This is a genomic window from Klebsiella spallanzanii (assembly GCF_902158555.1).
In the GTDB taxonomy this organism is placed as follows: domain Bacteria; phylum Pseudomonadota; class Gammaproteobacteria; order Enterobacterales; family Enterobacteriaceae; genus Klebsiella; species Klebsiella spallanzanii.
The window spans coordinates 33,404-56,716 of sequence record NZ_CABGGS010000003.1 but is presented as its reverse complement, the minus strand read 5'-3'; the positions used below and the strand labels follow the sequence as shown (position 1 = coordinate 56,716).

The 23,313-nt window shown below is 53.1% G+C and carries 22 protein-coding genes, 1 other RNA gene and 1 pseudogene; 9 read left to right on the top strand and 15 right to left on the bottom strand.

Going from position 1 to position 23,313, the window contains the following annotated elements; all coding sequences use genetic code 11:
* Positions 1–9: 9 nt before the first annotated feature.
* The 5 genes from sufS to sufA are packed head-to-tail and all read right to left on the bottom strand — an operon-like array spanning position 10 to position 5,106.
* Positions 10–1,230: a cysteine desulfurase SufS gene (sufS, locus tag FN082_RS05330; protein ID WP_139537518.1), complete on the bottom strand. Its 1,221-nt coding sequence runs from the start codon at positions 1,228–1,230 to the stop codon at positions 10–12.
* On the bottom strand, positions 1,227–2,501 hold the full coding sequence (sufD, locus tag FN082_RS05325; RefSeq protein WP_142981241.1) for a Fe-S cluster assembly protein SufD: 1,275 nt from the start codon (positions 2,499–2,501) through the stop codon (positions 1,227–1,229). Before sufD ends, sufS begins: the two co-directional genes overlap by 4 nt.
* Positions 2,476–3,222: a Fe-S cluster assembly ATPase SufC gene (sufC, locus tag FN082_RS05320; RefSeq protein WP_142981240.1), complete on the bottom strand. Its 747-nt coding sequence runs from the start codon at positions 3,220–3,222 to the stop codon at positions 2,476–2,478. The genes sufD and sufC overlap by 26 nt, the downstream gene beginning before the upstream one ends.
* Before the next feature lie 16 nt (positions 3,223–3,238).
* On the bottom strand, positions 3,239–4,726 hold the full coding sequence (gene sufB, locus FN082_RS05315) for a Fe-S cluster assembly protein SufB (RefSeq protein ID WP_142981239.1): 1,488 nt from the start codon (positions 4,724–4,726) through the stop codon (positions 3,239–3,241).
* Between the two features lie 2 nt (positions 4,727–4,728).
* The gene (gene sufA, locus FN082_RS05310) at positions 4,729–5,106 is read right to left on the bottom strand and encodes a Fe-S cluster assembly scaffold SufA (RefSeq protein WP_112213424.1); all 378 of its coding nucleotides are present in this window, start codon (positions 5,104–5,106) and stop codon (positions 4,729–4,731) included.
* An 893-nt stretch (positions 5,107–5,999) separates the two neighbouring features.
* Between sufA and FN082_RS05300 the strand changes: the two genes are divergently transcribed.
* Positions 6,000–6,317: a hypothetical protein gene (locus FN082_RS05300; protein WP_142981238.1), complete on the top strand. Its 318-nt coding sequence runs from the start codon at positions 6,000–6,002 to the stop codon at positions 6,315–6,317.
* 128 nt (positions 6,318–6,445) lie between these two features.
* Here the strand turns inward: FN082_RS05300 and FN082_RS05295 are convergent, their stop codons facing one another.
* Positions 6,446–6,694, bottom strand: a complete 249-nt coding sequence (locus tag FN082_RS05295) for a GlsB/YeaQ/YmgE family stress response membrane protein (protein ID WP_004851762.1) — start codon at positions 6,692–6,694, stop codon at positions 6,446–6,448.
* 166 nt (positions 6,695–6,860) lie between these two features.
* Here FN082_RS05295 and FN082_RS05290 point away from each other — a divergent pair, with 166 nt between their 5' ends.
* Positions 6,861–7,049, top strand: coding sequence for a YegP family protein (locus tag FN082_RS05290; RefSeq protein WP_139537522.1), 189 nt, complete (start codon positions 6,861–6,863; stop codon positions 7,047–7,049).
* Between the two features lie 33 nt (positions 7,050–7,082).
* Here FN082_RS05290 and menI read toward each other — a convergent pair whose 3' ends face one another.
* On the bottom strand, positions 7,083–7,493 hold the full coding sequence (gene menI, locus FN082_RS05285) for a 1,4-dihydroxy-2-naphthoyl-CoA hydrolase (RefSeq protein WP_139537523.1): 411 nt from the start codon (positions 7,491–7,493) through the stop codon (positions 7,083–7,085).
* Positions 7,490–10,546: a D-2-hydroxyglutarate dehydrogenase YdiJ gene (ydiJ, locus tag FN082_RS05280; RefSeq protein ID WP_142981237.1), complete on the bottom strand. Its 3,057-nt coding sequence runs from the start codon at positions 10,544–10,546 to the stop codon at positions 7,490–7,492. The genes menI and ydiJ overlap by 4 nt, the downstream gene beginning before the upstream one ends.
* A 203-nt stretch (positions 10,547–10,749) precedes the next feature.
* Here ydiJ and ydiK point away from each other — a divergent pair, with 203 nt between their 5' ends.
* Positions 10,750–11,871, top strand: a complete 1,122-nt coding sequence (gene ydiK / locus FN082_RS05275; RefSeq protein WP_139537525.1) for an AI-2E family transporter YdiK — start codon at positions 10,750–10,752, stop codon at positions 11,869–11,871.
* Positions 11,872–12,070: 199 nt separating this feature from the next.
* Positions 12,071–12,178: antisense sRNA RprA (rprA, locus tag FN082_RS05270), an RNA gene on the top strand.
* A gap of 71 nt (positions 12,179–12,249) precedes the next feature.
* Here the strand turns inward: rprA and ppsA are convergent.
* Entirely contained in the window at positions 12,250–14,628 is a 2,379-nt protein-coding gene (ppsA, locus tag FN082_RS05265) for a phosphoenolpyruvate synthase (protein ID WP_139537526.1), read from the bottom strand.
* Positions 14,629–14,704: 76 nt separating this feature from the next.
* Between ppsA and FN082_RS30460 the strand changes: the two are divergent.
* From FN082_RS30460 to hemP, 4 genes and pseudogenes are all read left to right on the top strand, one after another.
* A pseudogene (locus FN082_RS30460) lies at positions 14,705–14,815 on the top strand (hypothetical protein).
* 155 nt (positions 14,816–14,970) lie between these two features.
* Positions 14,971–15,804: a posphoenolpyruvate synthetase regulatory kinase/phosphorylase PpsR gene (gene ppsR / locus FN082_RS05260; RefSeq protein ID WP_139537527.1), complete on the top strand. Its 834-nt coding sequence runs from the start codon at positions 14,971–14,973 to the stop codon at positions 15,802–15,804.
* A 154-nt stretch (positions 15,805–15,958) separates the two neighbouring features.
* Complete coding sequence (gene aroH, locus FN082_RS05255; RefSeq protein WP_142465257.1) at positions 15,959–17,005, top strand: 3-deoxy-7-phosphoheptulonate synthase AroH; 1,047 nt, start codon at positions 15,959–15,961, stop codon at positions 17,003–17,005.
* Between the two features lie 162 nt (positions 17,006–17,167).
* Positions 17,168–17,347, top strand: coding sequence for a hemin uptake protein HemP (gene hemP, locus FN082_RS05250; protein WP_180349524.1), 180 nt, complete (start codon positions 17,168–17,170; stop codon positions 17,345–17,347).
* Positions 17,348–17,381: 34 nt separating this feature from the next.
* On the opposite strand, the gene selO is transcribed toward hemP, so the two are convergent.
* The 4 genes from selO to FN082_RS05230 all read right to left on the bottom strand — a co-directional run bounded on the left by selO (position 17,382) and on the right by FN082_RS05230 (position 20,846).
* Complete coding sequence (gene selO / locus FN082_RS05245) at positions 17,382–18,824, bottom strand: protein adenylyltransferase SelO (RefSeq protein WP_142981236.1); 1,443 nt, start codon at positions 18,822–18,824, stop codon at positions 17,382–17,384.
* Between the two features lie 175 nt (positions 18,825–18,999).
* A complete protein-coding gene (locus FN082_RS05240; protein WP_112213414.1) occupies positions 19,000–19,464 on the bottom strand; it encodes an NlpC/P60 family protein in 465 nt (154 codons plus the stop codon).
* Between the two features lie 81 nt (positions 19,465–19,545).
* Positions 19,546–20,295, bottom strand: a complete 750-nt coding sequence (btuD, locus tag FN082_RS05235; protein ID WP_139537531.1) for a vitamin B12 ABC transporter ATP-binding protein BtuD — start codon at positions 20,293–20,295, stop codon at positions 19,546–19,548.
* Positions 20,295–20,846 (bottom strand): glutathione peroxidase, encoded by a 552-nt coding sequence (locus tag FN082_RS05230; RefSeq protein ID WP_139537532.1) that lies wholly within the window; start codon positions 20,844–20,846, stop codon positions 20,295–20,297. The genes btuD and FN082_RS05230 overlap by 1 nt, the downstream gene beginning before the upstream one ends.
* A 225-nt stretch (positions 20,847–21,071) precedes the next feature.
* Here FN082_RS05230 and FN082_RS05225 point away from each other — a divergent pair, with 225 nt between their 5' ends.
* Positions 21,072–21,872, top strand: a complete 801-nt coding sequence (locus FN082_RS05225; protein ID WP_139537533.1) for a MetQ/NlpA family ABC transporter substrate-binding protein — start codon at positions 21,072–21,074, stop codon at positions 21,870–21,872.
* 57 nt (positions 21,873–21,929) lie between these two features.
* Here the strand turns inward: FN082_RS05225 and btuC are convergent, their stop codons facing one another.
* The gene (gene btuC / locus FN082_RS05220) at positions 21,930–22,916 is read right to left on the bottom strand and encodes a vitamin B12 ABC transporter permease BtuC (protein ID WP_142981235.1); all 987 of its coding nucleotides are present in this window, start codon (positions 22,914–22,916) and stop codon (positions 21,930–21,932) included.
* A gap of 96 nt (positions 22,917–23,012) precedes the next feature.
* Entirely contained in the window at positions 23,013–23,312 is a 300-nt protein-coding gene (gene ihfA, locus FN082_RS05215; protein ID WP_004102960.1) for an integration host factor subunit alpha, read from the bottom strand.
* Position 23,313 lies beyond the last annotated feature (1 nt).

Sequence of the window (23,313 nt, the reverse complement as noted above, 5' to 3'; positions counted from 1 at the left end):
TTGCTTCCTTCAGCTTAATAATTTGTGGATCCGCTGTAGCCCTGCCACCAGTCGGTCCACCTCTTCCGTGGTATTGTACATCGCCAGCGATGCCCGACACATGGCCGGAACCCCGTAAAATTCCATCAACGGCATCGCGCAATGGTGGCCAGTCCGCACCGCAATCCCATAGTTATCGAGGAAACTGCCGACGTCGTAGGCGTGATGTTTACCGAGATTAAAAGCAATTACCCCCAGACGGTTTTGCGGGCCATAAAGCGTTAAATCCGGTACGTTATCCAGAGCCTGCAACGCGTAGCGCATCAGGGTTTGTTCATATTCAGCTATATGCATCAGACCCAGCGCGCTGACATAATCGAGAGCCGCCCCAAAGCCAATAATACCGCCAGTGTTTGGCGTTCCCGCCTCGAAGCGCCATGGCGCTTTTGCCCAGGTGGTGCCTTCTGTCAGGCTCACGGTGGCGATCATCGAACCGCCGCCTTCCCACGGCGGCATCTCCTGCAATATGTCCTGCTTAACATAGAGCACGCCTATCCCGGTTGGACCGTACAGCTTGTGCGCGGAAAACGCGTAGAAATCGCAGTCAAGAACCTGTACGTCCACCGAATGATGCATCACTGCCTGTGCGCCATCGACCAGCACTTTTGCGCCATGCTGATGGGCTAGAGTGATCAGCGCTGAGACCGGGTTTTCTGTCCCCAGCACATTGGAAACCTGGGTGATAGCCAGCAGGCGGGTCCGCTCATCAAACAGACCCGGGATCGCATCCAGTTGCAGAGTACCGTCCTGGTTCAGCGGGATCACCCGCAGCTCTGCCCCAACTCTGGCGCACAACATTTGCCACGGGACGATATTGGCGTGGTGTTCCATGGCGCTGACGATGATATTGTCGCCAGCGCCAACGTTGGCACTCCCCCAACTGTTCGCCACCAGGTTAATCCCTTCCGTCGTGCCGCGGACAAACACCAGTTCTTCCGCCGAGCGGGCATGCAGGAAGGTTGCTGCCTGCTGGCGCACCTGCTCCATGCGCGCCGTGGCTTCCGCACTGAGGGTGTGAATGCCGCGATGTACCGCCGCATAGCCGTGGCGGTAAAATTCCGCCTCGGCATTAATCACCGCTTCCGGTTTCTGCGCGCTGGCGGCGCTATCGAGATAGGCCAAAGGCTGGCCATTAACCTCGCGATTGAGCAGCGGAAAATCCGCGCGTACGCGTTCCACAGAAAATGTCATGCATTACCTCCCGGCAAACGCTGGCCAATACGCGCCAGGATCTGTTGCCTGAGCGCCTCATCACCGATAGCTTCCGTAAGCTCCGCGGCAAAGGCATAAAGAATCATCTGCTGCGCCGCCTGCTGCGTAATGCCGCGCGAGCGCAGATAAAACAGCTGTTCATCATCGATCCGTCCGATAGTCGCGCCGTGGCTGCACTTAACGTCATCGGCGTAAATCTCCAGCTGCGGTTTAGTATCAACTTCGGATAAACGCCCGAGCAGCAGGTTGTTATTGGTCATCTGACCATCGGTTTTAATGGCATGCTGCGCAACATTAATCAGGCCATTAAACACCGCGCGTCCTTTGTCGTTGACGATGGTTTTATGCAGTTGGCGGCTATTACAGTATCCGACTTTGTGATCGAGCCAGGTGCGGCTATCGCAGACTTCATTGTTGACCGGCATCGCCAGCGAATTAATGCGCAGATTACTGTTTTCACCGTTCAACTGCGTGCTGGTGTGGTGGCGTAGCACCGAACCACCGAGCAGGAAACTGCTGCTAAAAGCAGAGGCATCGCGCCCCAGCGCCAGATCGTTATGGGCAAAGTGGTAGCCCTGCGCATTTTCAAACGCCAGCTTGATATGTTGCAGGTGCGCGTTGTCTGCCACCGTCATCGTCAATCTTGCGCCGGTAAAGTGGCGTTCGTCGTTCAGGCTCAGGTAGTGTTCGATGATCGTCGCTTCCGCCCCGCTTTCCAGTTCCAGATGGTGGCGATAGTGAGCGGTATTCATTTCATCCCCCGCCAGCCCGCGCGTCAGGTGCATAATGAGCAGCGGTTTTTCCGGGCGCTGGTTGCGTTTAACGCGAATGTGGGTGACGGTCGCTGCCAGGCTTTCGGTCAGATGCAAAAACACTTCAGGCTGCGCGGCCTCGGGCAGTGCCTGGCGGTCATTGTTCACCTGTACCTCGAAGCCGCTGGCGGCCAGGTCGTCGCTAAGCTTTTCGCTAAATTGACCGTCGACAAAAACCAGGCGCCAGGCATCAATCGTCAGCGCCAGCGCATCGCGTTGTGCCGCCGTCAGCGTCTGCGGCTGCGCGCTGACAAAGGTTTGGTTGAGCAAAGCGTCCAGCGGCGTATATTTCCAGTTCTCATGTTTACGCGTCGGTAGCCCCAACCGCAGCAGTTGCTGCAGATGTTGATGCGCCTGCGGGCTGCGCTGTTCGCTCTGCGCTTCAAACAGATGATGCCACTGCTGCAGCGCGTTACTGCTGTTCGGTAAGCCAGCCATAGCCCTGCTCCTCCAGTTGTTTGACCAGAGTAAAATCGCCGGATTTCACAATCCGTCCCTGGTACAGCACGTGGACGTAATCAGGTTTGATATAGTCGAGAATGCGCTGATAGTGGGTGACGATAATGAACGAACGCTTGCCGTCGCGCAGGGAGTTAACGCCGTCGGAAACAATCTTCAGGGCATCAATGTCCAGCCCGGAGTCAGACTCATCCAGAATGCACAGTTCAGGTTCCAGCACCGCCATTTGCAGGATATCGTTGCGCTTTTTCTCGCCGCCGGAGAAGCCGACGTTAACCGAGCGGGTCAGCAGATCTTCCGGCATCTTCAGCAGCTTAATTTTGTCTTCCATCAGATCCTGGAAGTCAAAACGATCAAGCTGCTCCTGCCCGCGATAGCTGCGTACGGCGTTAAGCGCGGTTTGCAGGAAGAATTGATTACTGACGCCGGGAATTTCCACCGGATACTGAAAGGCCATGAAGATGCCTTCGCCCGCGCGATCTTCAGGAGCAAGCTCCAGCAGATCTTTGCCTTTAAACTCCACTCTGCCACCAGTGACTTCATAGTCTTCACGTCCAGCGAGGGTCGCCGAGAGCGTACTTTTACCGGAACCGTTCGGGCCCATAATGGCATGCACTTCGCCAGGGCGAACGTCCAGATTCAGTCCGCGCAGGATCTCTTTATCTTCAACGGCGACCTGCAAATTTTTAATACTTAACATCTTATTTCCTTTGTTATCAGCCGACGCTGTGTTCAAGACTAATCGCCAGCAATTTCTGCGCTTCAACGGCAAATTCCAGCGGTAGCTCTGAGAAGACGTCCTTACAGAAACCATTGACGATCATTGAAATCGCATCGTCTTCGCTGATCCCGCGCTGTAGACAGTAGAACAGCTGGTCTTCACCAATACGCGACGTGGTGGCTTCATGCTCTAACTGAGCGCTGTTGTTGCGACATTCCACATACGGGAAAGTATGCGCCCCGCTATCCGGACCAATCAGCATGGAGTCGCATTGGGTAAAGTTGCGCGCGTTGGTCGCCGTCGGCATGATTTTCACCAGGCCGCGATAACTATTCTGACTATGACCGGCGGAAATCCCCTTCGAGATAATCGTCGAACGCGTGTTTTTGCCGATATGGATCATTTTGGTGCCGGTATCCGCTTGCTGGTGACCGCTGGTCAGCGCTACCGAGAAGAATTCACCGATGGAGTTGTCACCGCGCAGAATGCAGCTCGGGTACTTCCAGGTGATCGCCGAGCCGGTTTCCGACTGGGTCCAGGACATTTTGCTGTTTTCGCCTTCGCACAAGGCACGCTTGGTGACGAAGTTAAGGATCCCGCCAGTGTTGTTGTCGCCGGGGAACCAGTTTTGCACCGTGGAGTATTTCACTTCGGCGTTTTTATGAATAATCACCTCAACCACCGCCGCGTGAAGCTGGTAGCTATCGCGTACCGGTGCAGAGCATCCCTCTATATAGCTGACGTAGCTGCCTTCGTCGGCGACCAGAATCGTACGCTCAAACTGCCCGGTTTTTTCGGCGTTAATGCGGAAATAGGTCGACAGTTCCATCGGGCAGCGCACGCCTTTCGGCACATAGATAAAGGTGCCATCGGAAGCGACCGCCGCGTTGAGGGCGGCAAAGAAATTATCATTGCCTGGCACCACGGTGCCGAGATACTTTTTCACCAGCTCAGGGTGATCGTGGATCGCCTCACCGAACGAACAGAAAATAATCCCCTGCTCCGCCAGCTTTTCGCGATAGGTGGTCGCCACGGAAACCGAGTCAAAAATGGCGTCGACGGCCACTTCTCGCCCTTCACGTACCGGCACGCCGAGCAGGTTAAACGCCTCTTCCACTTCATTGGTCAGAAATGCGCTGGGACCGGTTTGTTGCTGAGCCCCGGGTTCAGATGCGCAGGTGTCATCGCAGTTGCCGCAGGATGGCGCTGAGTAATAGCTGTAATCCTGATAATTTAGTTTATCGTAATGCGCTTTTAGCCAGTGCGGCTCTTCCATTGCCTGCCAGGCCTTAAACGCATTGAGACGAAACTCCAGCATCCATTCAGGTTCATTGCGGCGTGCAGAAATCGCCCGAACCACCTCTTCATTTATGCCTTTCGCCAGCTCATCGGTCTGTAGCTGGGTGAAAAAGCCTTCTTTATAGTTGAGTGGCCCGCCGCTCCAGGTTTTGACATCGTCAGTTGCTTCAGTATTACGAGACATAGTTACTCCGCCTGAACGCCAAAACTTTCACCGCAGCCGCATTCGTGCTGGGCTTTTGGGTTATGGAATTTAAAGATCTGATTTAGGCCTTCGCGAACGTAATCAAGCTCGGTGCCATCGATAAACGGCATAGCCTGCAACGGCGCCCACAGCTTCGCACCGTCACGCTCAAACAACAGGTCGTCTTTCGCTGGTTCGGCGATCAATTCGAGGACGTAACCAAAACCGGCGCAGCCGCTGGTTTTGACGCCAAGACGCAATCCCTGCATCTCAGGTTGCTTGCGGACCAGATCGCAAATATGGGCGGCGGCGGCCGGGGTCATCTCCAGCCCGCGCCAGCTAAAATCGTCGGGATTAAAAGTTCCTGCTTGTAAGTCCATCGCTCTACCTCATAGGTTGACGCCATCAGGGCATACCCGCTATGTTAGTGATAATGATTATCACTTCAACCCATCCAGAGAAGGGGTATTCCCCTATCAGGCTCTTTTTTTGCGCTTTTTATAAGCATAGACCCTGCATGCTGCCTTTTCAGCACATCATTTTTTGTTTTAATAGATTGAAAAATAATAAGTTATTTACAGCGGAAGTGATGGGTCAGGCGCAATGGAAAAGATGTATCGAAAATACCGATTTTTGAAATAGAAAAAGTACCGTTCAGCAGATTACCATGGCGAGTCAAATCAGCAGGTTAGTCCACTCGGCCCCCCTGAGTGAGAGAAATGAACGATTTGTCCTCACCTTCAGACAAATACATTCATGTAATAAATTTTATTCGTTTTCATTATAAGTATTGTCATTTCACAGAAATAAAGATTTATTCGCTGCAGGCTGGCTCATGTAGAATACGCTGCTAAATTTTCTTCATCTTTGAATGCAATGTCGCAACGCCGACTTATCAGGAACATGTGTATACCCAAAATAATTCGAGTTGCAGGAAGGCGGCGACGCAGTGAATCCCCAGGAGCTTACTCTGGTAAGTGACTGGGGTGAGCGAGGAAAGCCAACGCACAAGCAACTTGAAGTATGAAGGGTATCGTACTGAATTATGGATATAGAAACAGATGTAATGTCGATGTGTATGGCCGTATTGTTAATTATAAGCATTTTGCTCGATTAACTTCTCCCCCTACAAAATCCATGAGCCTTGCCATCATTGGCCAGGCCTTCACATTCGTTATGAAATAAGGAGATTCATAGGATTCACCCGCCGTGGGATTGTTTGCTAAAAGCGTAGCCTTTAAGCTTTTATTCACAAACTCACGAGGTAACAAAAATGAAAAAAGCTATCATTACACTATTCGCAATTGTTTCGATTACAGCCGCCAGCGCGTTTGCCGCAGATAAAACCGAGGCACCGACCCCGACGGTCGATAATACCGGCCATCCCCCCTTTGAACTGATGCAAAATCACGGACCAATGCCGTTCTCACCGATGCCACCGAAAAAGCCGGTCATTTTCTCCGCCACCGTAGCGACGGATAACCCGGTCGAAACGATAAACAAACTGACCCCACTTATTCCCGCAAGCCAGGCAAAACATTATGAAGTTCACGTTGAAGTCGTACCGGTACCTGATATGCCTGGCCTCTAAGCCCATAGCTTCATGATGGGTTTAGATATACTGAATTAGCCCGTTCGGGTTATTTGAGGTGATTAAAAAGGCTGCCGACAATAGCGGCAGCCTCTTCGTTTTATGACTCAGGTCGTGTGCAGGAAGGATTAGCTCTTAATTTTCCGGTAAATAAACAGCACTACCAGCGCGCCAATCACCGCCACGACAAAGCTACCGAAGTTAAACCCGTCCACTCTGCCAAAGCCGAAGAAGGTACTAATCCATCCCCCAACGACTGCACCGATGACACCAAGAATAACGGTAACGATGAACCCACCGCCGTCTTTCCCCGGCATAATCCATTTGGCTAAAATACCCGCAATAAGACCAAAAATGATCCATGAAATGATACCCATGATTAACTCCGTCCTCTTTGTTACCTTGTAAATCTTTGGTACTTAAAATATTAGCATAAATATTGCGAATGATTTGTGAATTTATATTTATCATGCAAATACTTGCCATAGAAGAAATGATGGTCTAGAGATCATGACGAGGCTAAATCAACAGAGGGAGTAAAGCGTGGGTTATTACGTTATTAAAAAATCAGAAAAAAGCGTCTCACAACCGTGGTATTTCGTGCTAAAGGCGGATAACCACGAAACTATCGCTAGTAGTGAAATGTATTCATCAAAAGAGGCGGCGAAAAAGGGTATTGCCTCAGTACAGAAGAATGGGCCAAGCGAGACGATTAAAGATGAGACGCAGTAAAGAATAAGGGGGATAATTCCCCCCTTAATCAGTTTAGATCACCGCTGTCGTCAGCCGTGACGAACAGCAAAGACGCCCTTGCTCATCAGAAATTTCGATTTGCCAGACCTGGTGACGAGAGCCAGTGTGCAGCGCCCGGCACACACCGCGAACTCTGCCGCTACGCACCGAGCGAATGTGATTGGCATTGACCTCCAGCCCCACCACCTTCTGCTCGCCTTCGCTGCACAAATAGCCCGCCACCGAGCCTAACGTTTCCGCCAATACCACCGACGCGCCGCCGTGCAGTAGCCCAAATGGCTGATGGGTGCGACCGTCTACCGGCATCGTTGCCTCGAGCGAGTCATCGGTAATGGCCTCAAACTGAATATCCAGCAGGCCTACCATATTACCCTCACCCATAGCGTTCAGCTGTTCCAGCGTGCTGTGACGTTTCCAAATCATCCAATAATCTCCAGTAGCGCCTGCAGCGGATGACGCACGCCGCTGCCTTCAATACGCTTCACCTGGCTACGGCAGGAGTAGCCGGTCACCAGACAGCGGTTGCGCGGTAAGCGCTGCATCGCCTGCTGCCACGAGAGCGCGTAGATAGCCAGCGAGTTGGCGTGATTTTTCACTTCATGACCGTAGGTCCCGGCCATACCGCAGCAGCCCACGTTGACGTTCTCCAGCTTAGCGCCAAAACGCGCGAAGATATCCGCCCATTGTTTGGTCGAAGCGGGAAGCGCCGTCACCTCAGTACAGTGACCAAACAGATACCACGCCTCACCGCCGCTATCCTGCACAGAGGTTTCCGCCAGCGCCTGCGGCAGCCATTCATGTACCAGCATCACGCGAAAATCACCGCGTTTATCACCCAAAACCTGGTTATATTCATCACGATAGCAGAGGACCAGGGCAGGGTCGACACCCACCATCGGCATACCGAGCTGGGCCACGCGGTTGAGGAAATCTGCGGTTTTCTGCGCGGTGCGCGCAAATCGCGTCAGGAATCCTTTTATGTGCTGTGCCTTACCATTTGGTGAGAACGGCAGCAGTACCGGTTGGTATCCAACCTTTTCGACCAGGCGCACAAAATCGGCTACCACTTGGGCATCGTAATAGCTGGTAAACGGATCCTGGACCACCAGCACCATCTTCGCTTTCTGCTCGGCGCTCAGTCCTTCCAACTGCTCCAGAGTGGTATTTGCTGAACGATGACCGACCATCTGCTGTTTCAGCGATGGTGTAGAGAGCAGCGGCAAATCAACCATGCCGATATGCTTTTCCGACAGCTTGCGTATCCACGGCTGATTAATAAAAAAGTTGAAGGTCTTTGGCGCATGCGCCATCAGCGGCGCATAAGATTCAACCGTCGCCACCAGGTGATCGCGAACCGGGCGCAGATAGCGGCTGTGGTAAAGCTGCAGGAAGCGCGAACGGAACTCCGGAACGTCGATTTTAATCGGGCACTGTGTCGAACAGGCTTTACAGGCCAGACAGCCGGACATTGCCTCCTTGACCTCATGGGAGAAATCGTACTCCCCTTTGCGTGCATGCCAGCTATTACGAGTACGTTCCACCAGCGTACGCAGACTGGCGCGCTTTTCCGGCAGATCTTTTTCTAACTGATTAGGATCGATGCCACGATCCGCCAGCAGGCGTAACCATTCGCGCACCAGCGTGGCCCGACCTTTCGGCGAGTGAATACGGTGATTGCTGACTTTCATTGAAGGGCACATCGGGCTTTTGGCATCAAAGTTGAAGCACAGACCGTTGCCGTTGCACTCCATCGCGCCACGCCATGAGCTGCGCACCGCAATAGGGATCTGCCTGTCGAAAGTCCCGCGTTTAACCGCGTCCACTTTCATCATTGGCGCATCAACGCCTTCCGGTGGGCAAATTTTCCCTGGGTTCAGGCGGTTGTCCGGGTCAAACGCAGCTTTAATCTTACGTAACTCACCAAACAGCTCCTCGCCGAAGAACGCCGGGCTGTATTCGGCGCGGAAACCTTTGCCGTGTTCACCCCATAGCAGGCCGCCGTACTTAGCGGTTAACGCCACGACATCATCCGAGATCCGTTTCATCAGCATCTCCTGCTGCGGATCGCACATGTCCAGCGCCGGGCGTACGTGCAACACCCCGGCATCGACATGGCCAAACATACCGTAGCTCAGGCCGTGGCCATCAAGCAGCGCTCGGAACTCAACAATATAGTCTGCAAGGTGTTCCGGCGGCACGCAGGTATCTTCGGCGAAAGGTATCGGTTTAGCGGCCCCTTTGGCATTACCCAGCAGCCCGACGGCTTTTTTACGCATCGCGTAAATACGCTCAACGCCGTCCAGTTCATGACAAACCTGCCAGCCGATAACGCCCGCTTCGTTGCGCGACATCAGCTCATCCAGACGCTGACACAACGTCGTCACCTGGCGGTCAATCAGCTCGACATCATCCCCGGCAAACTCGACGATGTTCAGTCCCAACATCTCTTTATCCGGCACGTCGGTAATAAGCTCGCAGACCGAATGCCAGACAATATCTTCCCGCGCCAGATTCAGCACTTTCGAATCGACGGTTTCGACCGATAGCGCCTTCGCTTCAACCATAAACGGCGCGTTGCGCAGCGCGGAATTAAAAGAATCGTACTTAATATTCACCAGTCGGCGCACTTTCGGCAGACGGGTAATATCCAGCCGCGCTTCGGTAATAAATGCCAGCGTTCCTTCCGAGCCTGTCAAAATGCGGGTCAGATCGAATTCGCTCATCTCATCGTTAAAGACGTGGCGCAGATCGTAGCCGGTCAGGAAACGGTTAAGTTTCGGGAACTTGTCGATAACCAGCTGCCGCTGCGCTTTGCAGCGCTGATAGACCGTACGATAAATACGCCCGATCGCCGACTGTTCAGCACTGAGCGTTTCCGCAAGGGAGACCGGGATTGGCTGAGTATCCAGAATGTCGCCGCCAATCAGCACCGAGCGCACGCCCAGGACATGATCGGAGGTTTTACCGTAGACCAGCGAGCCCTGCCCGGAGGCGTCGGTGTTGATCATCCCGCCGAGCGTGGCGCGGTTGCTGGTCGACAGCTCCGGCGCAAAAAAGTAACCATAAGGCTTAAGAAATTGATTGAGCTGGTCTTTAATGACCCCGGCTTCCACCCGCACCCACCCCTCTTCCGGGTTGATTTCAATAATGCGGTTCATATAGCGGGACATATCGACAATGATGCCAGCGTTCAGCGCCTGGCCATTAGTTCCGGTGCCGCCGCCGCGCGGGGTAAAAATAAGCGTTTTAAAACGCTCTTCCGCCGCCAGTCTCGCCAGCAGAGCGACGTCTGCCGTCGAGCGGGGGAATAAAATCGCATCCGGCAACAGTTGATATACACTGTTATCAGTCGCCATCGTTAGCCTGTCGGCGTAGCTGGTGGCGGTATCGCCGGTAAAACCTTGTTGCTCCAGTACCTGCAAAAAATTCAGCACCAGTTGAACGACACCTGGCGCTTGAGAAATCTGTGGGATCATGACGCTCGACCCTGCCTGACTATGTTGTGTTGTAAGTGATTAAACGTTTGCGTTGTGCACTCAACTTTTTATCACATTTTTTTCATATGCGCCCGCCAGAATTAAGCGCAAAATCAGGCGCGCGAACTTATTGATATTATTATCAGTACATGGAATTACGCTGCGTCAGCCTTTTGACGCGACTGCAAAGGTAAAATTTCACTATGATTAACCCCAATCAGCCCCGGGACATACCGCAAGTTCTGCTATCGGTGCTGTTTTTGTCCCTGATTATTATTTCCTGCCTGTGGGTTGTGCAGCCATTTATCCTGTCATTTGCCTGGGCCGGTACCGTGGTCATCGCGACCTGGCCGGTACTATTGCGCCTGCAGCGCCTGCTTTTTGGCAAACGTTCTCTGGCCGTACTGGTCATGACGCTACTGCTCTTTTTGCTGTTCGTCATCCCTATCGCACTGCTGGTCAACAGCCTGGTGGATAACAGCGCGCCGCTTATTAAAGTGGTCACCAGCGGCAACTTTACCCCGCCGGATCTGGCGTGGTTGAACAGTGTTCCGCTGATTGGCGATAAGCTGTACACCGGCTGGCATAATTTGCTGGAAATGGGGGGGACGGCGATTATGACCAAAATTCGCCCGTACCTCGGCACCACTACAACCTGGTTTGTTGGTCAGGCGGCGCATATCGGCAAGCTGCTGGTCTACTGCGGGCTGATGCTGCTATTTAGCGCCCTGCTGTACTGGCGCGGTGAACAGGTGGCCTATGGATTCCGCCACTTTGCTACTCGTCTGGCGGCGAAACGCGGCGATGCTGCGGTGATCCTTGCCGGTCAGGCGATTCGCGCCGTCGCGCTGGGGGTGGTCGTCACGGCCCTGGCTCAGGCGGTACTCGGCGGTATTGGTCTCGCGGTCAGCGGCGTGCCTTACGCGGCGTTGCTCACCGTAGTGATGATCTTCACCTGCCTGGTGCAGCTGGGGCCTTTGCTGGTTCTGGTGCCATCAATTATTTGGTTGTACTGGACCGGTGATACCACCTGGGGCACCGTACTGCTGGTATGGAGCTGCGTGGTGGGCACCATGGATAACTTTATCCGCCCGCTGCTCATTCGCATGGGCGCAGACCTGCCGATGATTCTCATCCTGTCCGGCGTTATCGGTGGTCTGGTGGCGTTTGGTATGATTGGCCTGTTTATTGGCCCGGTGTTGCTGGCCGTCTCCTGGCGTCTGTACGATGCATGGGTCAACGAAGCACCGCCTCCACCGAAAGATCCCGACCTGGTTCTGGAAGAACTCAGCGAACTTAATACGCGAGCCGCGCAGGACAAATAAACGAAAAGGCGGGGAAACCCGCCTTTCGCTATTATGCAGGTGAAACAATCAAAAAACTTAAGAAAAACTGATGTATCTGCTACAGATCCCCTCTTCCATCAGACCCGTAGCCACATTTACCTCGCAGATTCTTTACCTCAATTTAACTATTGAGAGGAATCCGATCGACGCAAAAAGCTGCAATGCCTAGTATTAGCTCACGGTTATAAATCAACATCTTGATTTATAAGCATGGAAATCCCCTGAGTGAAACAACGAATTGCTGTGTGTAGTCTTTGCCCATCTCCCACGATGGGCTTTTTTTTGTCCGAAGACTTACACCCCAAAAACAAAAAATCCCCGCCATTGCTGACGAGGATTGCGTATTTTAGCGAAAACTTACTTATTCAGTTCAGCCAGGCCAAGCCAGGTTTGCACCACGGTATCCGGGTTCAGGGAAAGGCTATCAATCCCCTCTTCCATCAGCCAGGCAGCAAAGTCTTCGTGGTCAGACGGGCCCTGCCCGCAGATACCCACGTATTTACCCTGTTTCTTCGCTGCGCGAATCGCCATCGACAGCAGCGCTTTCACCGCGTCGTTACGCTCATCGAACAGTTCTGAGACCACGCCGGAGTCGCGGTCCAGTCCCAGCGCCAGCTGCGTCATATCGTTGGAACCGATAGAGAAGCCGTCAAAGTATTCAAGGAACTGGTCAGCCAGCAACGCATTCGATGGGATTTCACACATCATAATCAGCTTCAGGCCGTTCTCGCCGCGCTTGAGGCCCTGGCGTTCCAGCTCTTCAACCACCGCTTTTGCCTGCGCAACGGTACGGACAAAGGGCACCATAATCTCAACGTTAGTCAGGCCCATGTCGTTACGCACCCGTTTAACCGCTTCACACTCCAGGGCAAAGCAATCGCGGAAGCTTTCCGAAACATAGCGACCGGCACCGCGGAAGCCCAGCATCGGGTTCTCCTCTTCCGGCTCATAACGCTCACCGCCGACCAGGTTGGCGTATTCGTTAGATTTAAAGTCGGAGAGGCGCACAATCACCCTTTTCGGGAAGAATGCCGCGCCCAGCGTCGAGATCCCTTCCGTCAGGCGACCGACGTAAAACTCTCTCGGCGAGTCATAGCCTTTCATCAATTCACGAATTTCATTCTGCAAGCCCGGCTCCTGGTCATCAAACTCCAGCAGCGCGCGCGGGTGCACGCCAATCATGCGGTTAATGATGAACTCCAGACGCGCTAAACCCACACCTTCGTTCGGCAGACAAGCAAAGTCAAAAGCCCTGTCAGGGTTACCAACGTTCATCATGATCTTCAGCGGCAGATCCGGCATATCGCCGACGCTTGAACTCTTGATGCTGAAGTCGAGAATTTCGGCATAGACGTAGCCGGTATCGCCTTCCGCACAGGAGACGGTCACGTTCTGGTTTTCCTGGATACGATCGGTTGCATTGCCGCAACCCACCACCGCCGGGATCCCCAGCTCACGGGCGATAATTGCCGCATGACAAGTACGTCCGCCCCGGTTAGTCACAATCGCCGCCGCTTTCTTCATGATCGGTTCCCAATCCGGGTCGGTCATGTCGGTAACCAGTACGTCGCCGGGCTCGATGCGGTTCATTTCACTAATATCATGAATGACTTTTACCGGACCCGCGCCGATGCGATGGCCGATAGCGCGCCCTTCAGAAATAATCTGCCCTTGCGCATGGAGGGTATAACGCTCCATCACCTGGCCGCGTGAACGTACGGTTTCCGGACGCGCCTGCACGATAAATAGCTTACCGGTGTGGCCATCTTTCGCCCATTCGATATCCATCGGCCGGTTGTAGTGTTTCTCGATTTGTACCGCCTGCTTCGCCAGCTCCTGCACTTCCTCGTCGGTCAACGAGAAAATATCGCGCTGAGCCTGCGGAACATCTTCGATACGCACCTGTTTTCCGTGTTCCTGGGTCGGGGCGTAAATCATGCGGATCTTTTTCGACCCCATGGTGCGACGCACGATAGCCGGGCGACCCGCTTCCAGCGTCGGCTTATGCACATAGAATTCATCCGGGTTCACCGCGCCCTGTACGACCATTTCGCCGAGGCCCCAGGCGGAGGTGATAAACACCACCTGATCAAAGCCGGACTCGGTATCAATGGAGAACATCACGCCGGAGGAGGCGAGATCGGAACGCACCATCCTCTGTACCCCGGCGGAGAGCGCTACGCCTCGATGATCGTAACCCTGATGCACGCGGTAGGAAATGGCGCGATCGTTAAACAGCGAAGCAAACACGTGCTTCACCGCGACGAGCACGGCGTCAAAGCCCTGCACGTTAAGGAATGTCTCTTGCTGACCGGCGAAGGAAGCATCCGGCATATCTTCCGCCGTCGCAGAGGAACGCACAGCAAAAGAGGCCTCAGCATCATCGGCGGAGAGCTGGGTATACGCGTCGCGAATCGCATTTTCCAGTTCGCTCTGGAACGGCGTATCAATGATCCACTGACGGATCTGTGCGCCCGCTTTCGCTAATGCGGAAACGTCGTCAATGTCGGTTTCATCCAGCAGCTCATAAATGCGCTGGTTAACACCGCTTTGGTCCAAAAACTGATTAAAAGCATCAGCGGTGGTGGCGAACCCGTTCGGTACGGAAACGCCCATACCCGACAGATTCGTAATCATTTCACCAAGGGAGGCATTTTTGCCCCCAACCCTGTCTACATCATTCATGCCGAGTTGGTTATACCAAAGCACCAGCGGTGACGAGCCATTGTTGGACATCGAGACAATCCTTTTGTGATTTAATACCAGTGATAAATAATTCACGATCGACTACAGGATTTATCCTGACATATTTATGCGCCTGAAAAAAACGGTGAATCGTTCAAGCAAATTATTTTTTCGTTTTTAGGATTCTTTTCCAGATATAGCTAAGCTAATGATTCTTCTGAAATCTGATGAAATTTGATACAAAAGATACGCAGTTGCGAAAAATGAACTCACCTTTTCATTAAAAATAAAAATAGCGTTTCACTTTTTAAATTTGAGACAAAGCCTGGAGCGATATGCTTAAATTTAATATCAGCTTTCAGACAATTAAACTCATTATACCGGATGGTCAAAATGGAAAGTGCTGTAGATCGCCATGTGTTTTATATTTCCGACGGTACCGCTATTACGGCAGAAGTTCTGGGGCACGCAGTCATGTCGCAATTCCCGGTCGCCACCAGCAGCGTAACTCTGCCGTTTGTCGAAAATATCAGCCGCGCGCGTGCCGTAAAGGAACAAATCGATGCGATTTTCCAGCAAACCGGTATCCGCCCGCTGGTCTTTTACTCCATCGTTATTCCTGAGATCCGCGATATCATCGTGCAAAGCGAAGGCTTTTGTCAGGATATCGTCCAGGCGCTGGTGGCTCCTCTGCAGCAGGAATTACGCCTTGATCCATCGCCAATCGCTCATCGTACCCACGGCCTGACGCCGGGCAACCTGAACAAATACGATGCGCGCATCGCCGCTATTGATTACACCCTTGCCCACGATGATGGGATCTCGCTGCGTAATCTCGATCAGGCCCAGGTCATCCTTCTTGGCGTGTCGCGCTGCGGGAAAACCCCCACTAGCCTGTACCTGGCGATGCAGTATGGTATCCGCGCCGCCAACTACCCATTTATCGCCGATGATATGGACAATCTTATTCTTCCTGCATCGCTAAAACCGCTCCAGCACAAACTATTCGGCTTAACTATCAATCCAGAGCGTCTGGCGGCCATCCGCGAAGAGCGACGGGAAAATAGCCGCTATGCATCCATGCGCCAATGCCGTATGGAAGTGACCGAAGTTGAAGCGCTTTACCGCAAAAATAAGATACCTTGCCTGAACAGTACTAATTATTCTGTGGAAGAGATCGCCACCAAAATTATGGATATTATGGGGCTAAGCCGCAGGATGTACTAACACACTAGTGCATTATCAAAAATTTGTTTATGCTATCACCCGTGGCCTATACAGGATCATGCCCTGCTCTTGCAATAAGCAGGGATTGGTTTATCGTGATGCGCATCACTTCCCGGCATTTTCGCCGCGGAAGAAACAGATTTTTGAGACCCCAATGAATAAAACAGACGAATTGCGTACCGCGCGCATTGAAAGCCTGGTAACGCCCGCGGAACTGGCGCAACGGCACCCTGTGTCTGCCGATGTTGCAGCACACGTCTCCGCCTCACGCCGCCGAATTGAGAAAATCCTCAATGGTGAAGATCGCCGCCTGCTGGTGGTGATCGGTCCATGTTCCATTCACGATACTGATGCGGCAATGGAATATGCGCGTCGCCTGCAAGGCATGCGCGAACGCTATCAACCGCAGCTGGAAATCGTGATGCGCACCTACTTTGAGAAACCGCGTACCGTAGTCGGCTGGAAAGGTCTGATCTCCGATCCGGACCTGAACGGCAGCTATCGGGTTAATCATGGTATTGAACTGGCGCGAAGCCTGCTGTTGCAGGTGAACGAGCTGGGCGTACCGACCGCTACCGAGTTCCTCGATATGGTGACCGGGCAGTTTATTGCCGACCTCATAAGCTGGGGCGCTATCGGCGCGCGCACCACCGAAAGCCAAATTCACCGCGAAATGGCCTCCGCGCTCTCCTGTCCGGTTGGTTTTAAGAACGGAACGGACGGCAATACCCGTATCGCTGTCGACGCTATCCGCGCTTCTCGCGCCAGCCATATGTTCCTGTCGCCGGACAAACAGGGACAAATGACCATCTACCAGACCAGCGGTAATCCGTATGGCCATATCATCATGCGCGGTGGCAAAAGGCCGAATTACCATGCTGCTGACATTACCGCCGCCGGGGAAGCGCTGGCTGAATTCGACCTGCCGGAACAGCTGGTGGTTGATTTTAGCCACGGCAATTGTCAGAAACAGCATCGCCGTCAGCTGGAAGTTTGCGCCGATATTTGCCAGCAGATCCGTGCAGGATCAACCGCTATCGCCGGGATCATGGCCGAGAGTTTCCTTCAGGAAGGGACACAGAAGGTCGTTTCGGGCCAACCGCTGACCTGGGGACAATCAATTACCGACCCCTGCCTGAGCTGGGAAGATAGCGAACGGCTACTGGACGAATTAGCCGCCGCGACCGCGACTCGCCTGTAGTTTTGCCCCCACCGCACTCGTGGTGGGGCTTTTGCCCGCGATCGTCGGGCCATTCACCTGCCAAATCTGGTATTTCGATAAATAACGCTTGCCGTAAAAAACAACATTATTGATAATGATTATCATTGTTGCCTTGATTTTTATTTTAGTGCTATGACGCGTATGGATAACACTGCCACAGCAGAAAAAACAAAAGACAATGCCCCGTATCCTGTTTCAACGGACAAAGAGATAAGCAGCCGAACATTATTAGGCAGTGAAGGACGGGTCGTGATTGAACATGGCGGTCAGCGCTATTTGCTGCGCCAGACCAACTCAGGCAAGCTGATCCTGACCAAATAATTATCCCCGCCGATTAAGGCAGGGATAACGTTGGCTAGCTGGAACAGCTCACTTCAAGACGCCGTCCCCAGTCCGGCGGGCGATTGATATAATCATCCGTCCTGTCGATAAAGGGCTGAGATAATGCGTTGTGCAGGCGTTCCAGTTCGCTCATATCGCCCTGTTCAGCCTGCTCAATTGCCCGCTGGGCGAGCCAGTTGCGCAGCACGATTGCCGGATTCACGCTCCTCATATGGACCTGCCGCCGCGCATCGTCAATCTGCTCATCGCGCAGGCGTGCACGATAATCAGCAAACCAGCGATCGAACGTCTCGCGGTCGATAAACTCATCGCGCAGCGGCGAAGCTGCGCTCGCCTGTTCGCTCGCGCAAAGCATACGGAAAGTTCGCGTGTAGTCGCTGCCTTCGCGCTCCATCAGCGTAAACAGCCCATCCAGCAGTTCGTTATCTCCTTTTTGCTGAGTAAACAGCCCCAGCTTGTCGCGCATACGGCGACCATATGCCGTTAACAGCGCATGCTGATAGCCATCCAGTGCGCTATTCAATGCCTCAGCGCTGATAAACGGCGAGAGCGTTTGCGCCAGCCGTTGCAGATTCCATAGTCCTACCGCTGGCTGGTTATCAAAGCTGTAGCGCCCCTGATAGTCGGAATGATTGCAGATTAATCCAGTCTGGAAATCATCGAGGAAGCCGTACGGACCGTAGTCCATCGTTAGCCCCAAGATCGACATATTATCGGTATTCATCACCCCATGAGCAAAGCCAACGGTCTGCCAGTTGGCGATCATTTCTGCCGTTCGCATGACAACGTCGCGGAACCACTGAATGTATTTGTCTTCTTCATTTTGCAAATGCGGCCAGTGATGGCGAATCACATAATCCGCGAGCTGCTGTACTTTTAGCGGCTCGCGACGGTAATAAAAGTGCTCAAAATGGCCAAACCGTACGTGGCTCTCCGCCAGACGCATCAGCATCGCCCCGCGTTCGACGGTTTCACGATACACTAGAGTATCACTGGCGACGATCGCCAGCGCACGGGTGGTGGGGATGCCCAGCGCATGCATCGCTTCCGAGGCCAGCCCTTCGCGGATCGTCGAACGCAGCACCGCCCGTCCATCACCCATTCGCGAATAGGGCGTCAGCCCGGCACCTTTAAGATGCCAGTCAAAGCGGCGACCGTCGGGTAGCTGCTGTTCGCCAAGCAGGATCCCTCGCCCATCGCCGAGCTGCCCGGCCCAGGAGCCGAACTGATGGCCGCTGTAAACCTGCGCTAGCGGCGACATTCCCGGCAGCAGCGTTTCACCGCCCCATACGCCAGCACCCTTTTCCGGGCTAAATAACGCATCAGGAATACCCAATGTTTGCGCCAGCGGCGCGTTATGCCAGGCAAGTCGCGCATTCTCCAACGGAGTTGGGGCTAAGGCAGTGTAAAAATCCGGCAGTTCATCACGCCAGTGGGTAGTAAAAGACAGGGTCATGGTTCCTCCTGTCTTCAGTGTAGTGCTTTCAACAAATTATTAACACGGGGGAACAGAGGGGTTATTGCGATAAATAACAAGCTGGAGATAGCGTGCGTCAGGTATCACCCGGTGGCGGCTAACACCTTACCGGGTCTACGAGGGATCTATGATCAGATTTAGAAATGATCCAGCGTTAGATCCTCCGCGCCTGCCAGAATTTTTTATGCCAGTACACATTATCCAGCGATGAGCGCGTCACGCCCTGACTGGTTGAGGCGTGGATAAACTGGTTATCCGTATCGTAAATACCGACGTGCAAACCGCTCTCTCCTGAGCCGGTTTTGAAAAAGACCAGATCGCCGGGCAGCAATTCGCTCTTATCAATTTTAGTACCGATTTCCGCCTGTTCACGGGTTTCACGCGGCAGCTGCAACGCAAACTTATCGCGGAAGGTCATCAGCACAAATCCGGAGCAATCAACGCCGCGCGGCGACATTCCGCCATAGCGATACGGTGCCCCGCGCCAGTTTCTCAACTGCTCATTCAGGTTAGCAACAACGGTAATTGAATCAGCAAGTCGTGGATTTGGCGGCGGTGCCCGGTGGCTGCTACAGCCCGCCAGAAATAACGCAACAAACAAAACGAACCAGAAACGCATCTCAGACGAATCCTCTGTTCCCTATCCTATTAGCAGAATAATTTAGCTTGTTTATCAATTCGCTGGCAAGGTGACTGCGTGCTACTGTGACGCAACGAGCATAAGATGACCAGCCACCTCGACTCTCTGAAAGTTCATCGCATAAGCGGCGGTTAAATTCTCTTCGCTCAGAACCGCTGAGGTACTGCCGCAGGCGATAGTTTTCCCCTGGCAGATAAGCCAGGAGCAATGGGCATGCCGGAGGGTATGATTAAGATCGTGGCTGCTCATCACAATAGCGATCCCTGATGTGCAGAGTTCGTTTAACAGCCTGTCTAGCGCGGCCTGCTGCGCTACATCAAGGCTGTTCATCGGTTCATCCAGCAGTAACAATTGCCCGGAAGGGTTAGCCTGGCGATGAATCTGTAATATTACCGCCGCCAGGCGTACGCGCTGCCACTCCCCACCCGAGATGTGATTCACCTGGCGTCCAAGCTTATCGCTTAAGCCCAGTTTCTCTGCAATAGCCGTGAGTAGTTCGTTTTGCGCTTCGTTCTGGAGATGCAGCGACAGGTAGTGCCAGACCGGCATAGCGAAAGGCGGCATCTGATGCTGGCTTAAATACGCGCGATGCCGCGCCAGCTCCTGAGCCGGCCAGTCATTCAGCTCACGTTCATTAAGCTTTACCCGCCCAGGTCCGCCAGAAAGGCCCGCCATGCGCGCCAGCAGCGTGCTTTTCCCCGCCCCGTTTGGCCCCACCAGATGAATGATTTCTCCCGGTCGGACATCGGCTGAAAAGGGAGCCAGCCTCCCTGCTTCTTCTACATCCTGTAGCTGCATCAAAAACGGCATTATTTGGCTAATGCTCCTTTAATGGCGGCCATCAGCTGCGGGTCGTCCGGCGTCATATCCGGGGAGAATCGGCCAATAACCTGGCCGTCGCGGCCAATCAGGAATTTTTCAAAATTCCACAGAATATCATCCACGTATAGCGGCGCTCTGCCTTTACTGGCCATCCGCTCATAAAAACCGCTCCCTTCCGGCGCGACGGCCTGCGGAGCCGCATCAACCAGCTTTTGATACAAAGGCGCGCGATGTTCGCCATTAACGTCAATTTTGCTGAACATAGGGAAAGTCACACCATAAGTGGTGCTACAGAACGTTTTTATCTCTTCTTCGCTGCCCGGCTCCTGCCCCAGGAACTGATTACACGGGAAGCCCAGCACGCTAAAACCTTCGTTTTCGAGATCTTTTTGCAGCGCTTCAAGCTGTTCATACTGCGGCGTCAGTCCACATTTTGAAGCAACGTTAACGATCAACAGCACTTTGCCTGCCCAGGGAGCAAGCGTTGTTTTCTCACCCTCTATGGTGGTGACTTCAGTATTCAGAATATCGTGTTGCATAGCCTTCCCTCAGTGAATAAAACCGGTTTCTGCCTCAGGTGATCCCTATCTACTGTAGCGGATTCACGCCGGGTCATTCTACTTTGAATCGCCCTGGAGTGTCTCTTGATGTAACAGGCCGCACAACATGAATTCATCTCAACATGGGGACGGAGCAATTCAGTGTACAGTGATAAATGGATGTAATAGTATTTCGCTAATTGTTAATTTAAGAGAGTTTTATTGATGAAGAAGATGTTTAGCACGGTGTTAATCGCGGCCTCCGTCGCGCTGTTATCGGCCTGTTCACCGGATGAAGATAATAAAGTTAAAGTGGCGATTAACACCGGCCCGGATGAAGCTATCTGGAAAGTCGTGGAACAAGTTGCCAAAGACAAATACAACCTCGATGTTGAAGTTATCTCGTTCAATGATTATGTCCTGCCTAATGAAGCCCTCAACAATAAGGACGTCGATGCTAACGCGTTTCAGACGCTACCTTACCTTGAGGCACAATCAAAAGAGCGCGGCTATAAGTTTGCGATTGTCGGTAAAACCTTCGTCTTCCCGATTGCCGCCTACTCTAAGAAAATTAAAAACATCAGCGAGCTACCTGACGGCGCGACGGTTTCTATCTCTAACGAAACCACCACTCTGGGCCGCAGCCTGCTGCTGTTACAGGCGCAAGGCTTAATCAAGCTGAAAGACGGTGTTGGTTACCTGCCAACGACGCTGGATATTATCGACAATCCAAAACAGCTGAAAATTGTCGAGGTTGATACGCCGCAATTGACCCGCACGCTGGATGACCCGAACGTCGCGCTGTCGATTATTAACACCAACTTCTCCGCGCAGGCCGGTTTGTCTGCTGCCCGCGACGGTCTATTTATGGAAGGTCCGGATTCTCCGTACGTCAACGCTATAGTTTCGCGCGAAGATAATAAAGACAGTAAAAAGGTTCAGGAGCTGAAAGAAGCCTTCCAGACCAAAGAGGTCGCGGATAAAGCGGCGGAAGTCTATAAAGGCGATGCCATTAAGGGCTGGTAATATTTCTACTACTTACAGATGCAGCGATAATGCTGCATCTGTACTTAAAGCCTTCTATTATTGCGGACGACCAGATTTCAGCAATAACCAGATAAACACCGGCGCCCCCAACGTGGCGGTAACCACGCCAATAGGCAACTCCGCCGCAGAAAGCGCCAGACGCGCGACAATATCCGCCCCCAGCAGAGCACTGGCTCCGGCCAGCAGACAGGCAGGAAGCAGCACGCGATGATCGGTCAGACCGCATAAACGCAGAATATGCGGAATCACCAGGCCAATAAAACCAATCGCCCCAGCCAGCGCCACGCTGACGCCAACCAGCCAACCTGTAGCCACCACCAGCACTTTACGCCATAACCACAGCGGCAACCCGAGCTGGCGTGCTGAAACCTCCCCCAGCGCTAACAGATTGAGCGGCTGCGATTGCAGGCATACCCAGGCCAGCACTGGCAACAGCGCTAGCATCAACCATAATTGCTGCCAGTCTACGCCACCAAAGCCACCCATCATCCAGTACATTAGCTGACGGAGATCGAAAGAGGTCGAGAAATAAACCGCCCAGGTCATTAATGCGCTACAGATAATACCGAGGGCTACCCCCGCCAACAGCAGACGGCTGGTCGACAGGTGTCTTCTGGCGAAACGCAGCAAAATAAAGGTAATGACCAGTGCGCCAAGAATCGCGCATAGTCCCAGCACCCAACCGGGAAGTAAGCCTTTACCCAGCAAAACGGCGGTAATCAGGCCAACCCCGGCCCCGTTGGAAACTCCCAGCAGCCCCGGCTCCGCCAGAGGGTTTTCAAACAACGCCTGCATAATCGCCCCTGAAAGCGCCAGCGCCGCTCCCACAAGCAGGACGGCCAGAGTGCGAGGCAGGCGGATCTGCCAGATAAAAAGCTCACCTTTGGCGCTCAACCACTCGCCTGGGCCAATCCACTGGTCTCCAGCACACAGGCTGATGGTCGATGTGACCAGCAGCAACAAGGTTAATACCGCAAGCCAGTGCCGGCTGCGGCGCTGTTGAATTTGAGCAAAGGTCAGCATAGATTCCTAAATCCAGGAGTGGGATGTGATTGATTTTACGGTATTCGGAAAAGAAAAGAAAAAAGGCCGCTATGCGGCCTTTTTAGTTAGTTCAGATTATTTGTCTCTGGGTGACGCATTTTCGACACGGCTTTTTAGCTTCTGGCCTGGTCTGAAGGTCACCACTCGCCGGGCTGTAATAGGGATATCCTCTCCCGTTTTCGGGTTACGGCCCGGGCGTTGGTTCTTATCACGCAAATCGAAGTTGCCGAACCCGGAGAGTTTTACCTGTTCTCCGTTTTCCAGAGCGCGACGGACCTCTTCGAAAAACAACTCTACCAGCTCTTTGGCATCCCGCTTGCTAAGCCCAAGCTTATCAAACAGATATTCTGACATTTCAGCTTTTGTAAGCGCCATA

What these genes read in the sequence shown, in the direction of transcription:
- ihfA (WP_004102960.1), bottom strand. Translation starts at nt 23,312, where the DNA reads ATGGCGCTTACAAAAGCTGAAATGTCAGAATATCTGTTTGATAAGCTT.
- sufD (WP_142981241.1), bottom strand. Translation starts at nt 2,501, where the DNA reads ATGGCTGGCTTACCGAACAGCAGTAACGCGCTGCAGCAGTGGCATCAT.
- FN082_RS05240 (WP_112213414.1), bottom strand. Translation starts at nt 19,464, where the DNA reads ATGCGTTTCTGGTTCGTTTTGTTTGTTGCGTTATTTCTGGCGGGCTGT.
- aroH (WP_142465257.1), top strand. Translation starts at nt 15,959, where the DNA reads ATGAATAAAACAGACGAATTGCGTACCGCGCGCATTGAAAGCCTGGTA.
- hemP (WP_180349524.1), top strand. Translation starts at nt 17,168, where the DNA reads ATGGATAACACTGCCACAGCAGAAAAAACAAAAGACAATGCCCCGTAT.
- selO (WP_142981236.1), bottom strand. Translation starts at nt 18,824, where the DNA reads ATGACCCTGTCTTTTACTACCCACTGGCGTGATGAACTGCCGGATTTT.
- FN082_RS05295 (WP_004851762.1), bottom strand. Translation starts at nt 6,694, where the DNA reads ATGGGTATCATTTCATGGATCATTTTTGGTCTTATTGCGGGTATTTTA.
- btuC (WP_142981235.1), bottom strand. Translation starts at nt 22,916, where the DNA reads ATGCTGACCTTTGCTCAAATTCAACAGCGCCGCAGCCGGCACTGGCTT.
- FN082_RS05300 (WP_142981238.1), top strand. Translation starts at nt 6,000, where the DNA reads ATGAAAAAAGCTATCATTACACTATTCGCAATTGTTTCGATTACAGCC.
- btuD (WP_139537531.1), bottom strand. Translation starts at nt 20,295, where the DNA reads ATGCCGTTTTTGATGCAGCTACAGGATGTAGAAGAAGCAGGGAGGCTG.
- ppsA (WP_139537526.1), bottom strand. Translation starts at nt 14,628, where the DNA reads ATGTCCAACAATGGCTCGTCACCGCTGGTGCTTTGGTATAACCAACTC.
- FN082_RS05230 (WP_139537532.1), bottom strand. Translation starts at nt 20,846, where the DNA reads ATGCAACACGATATTCTGAATACTGAAGTCACCACCATAGAGGGTGAG.
- sufB (WP_142981239.1), bottom strand. Translation starts at nt 4,726, where the DNA reads ATGTCTCGTAATACTGAAGCAACTGACGATGTCAAAACCTGGAGCGGC.
- FN082_RS05225 (WP_139537533.1), top strand. Translation starts at nt 21,072, where the DNA reads ATGAAGAAGATGTTTAGCACGGTGTTAATCGCGGCCTCCGTCGCGCTG.
- ppsR (WP_139537527.1), top strand. Translation starts at nt 14,971, where the DNA reads ATGGAAAGTGCTGTAGATCGCCATGTGTTTTATATTTCCGACGGTACC.
- sufA (WP_112213424.1), bottom strand. Translation starts at nt 5,106, where the DNA reads ATGGACTTACAAGCAGGAACTTTTAATCCCGACGATTTTAGCTGGCGC.
- menI (WP_139537523.1), bottom strand. Translation starts at nt 7,493, where the DNA reads ATGATTTGGAAACGTCACAGCACGCTGGAACAGCTGAACGCTATGGGT.
- ydiK (WP_139537525.1), top strand. Translation starts at nt 10,750, where the DNA reads ATGATTAACCCCAATCAGCCCCGGGACATACCGCAAGTTCTGCTATCG.
- sufS (WP_139537518.1), bottom strand. Translation starts at nt 1,230, where the DNA reads ATGACATTTTCTGTGGAACGCGTACGCGCGGATTTTCCGCTGCTCAAT.
- sufC (WP_142981240.1), bottom strand. Translation starts at nt 3,222, where the DNA reads ATGTTAAGTATTAAAAATTTGCAGGTCGCCGTTGAAGATAAAGAGATC.
- ydiJ (WP_142981237.1), bottom strand. Translation starts at nt 10,546, where the DNA reads ATGATCCCACAGATTTCTCAAGCGCCAGGTGTCGTTCAACTGGTGCTG.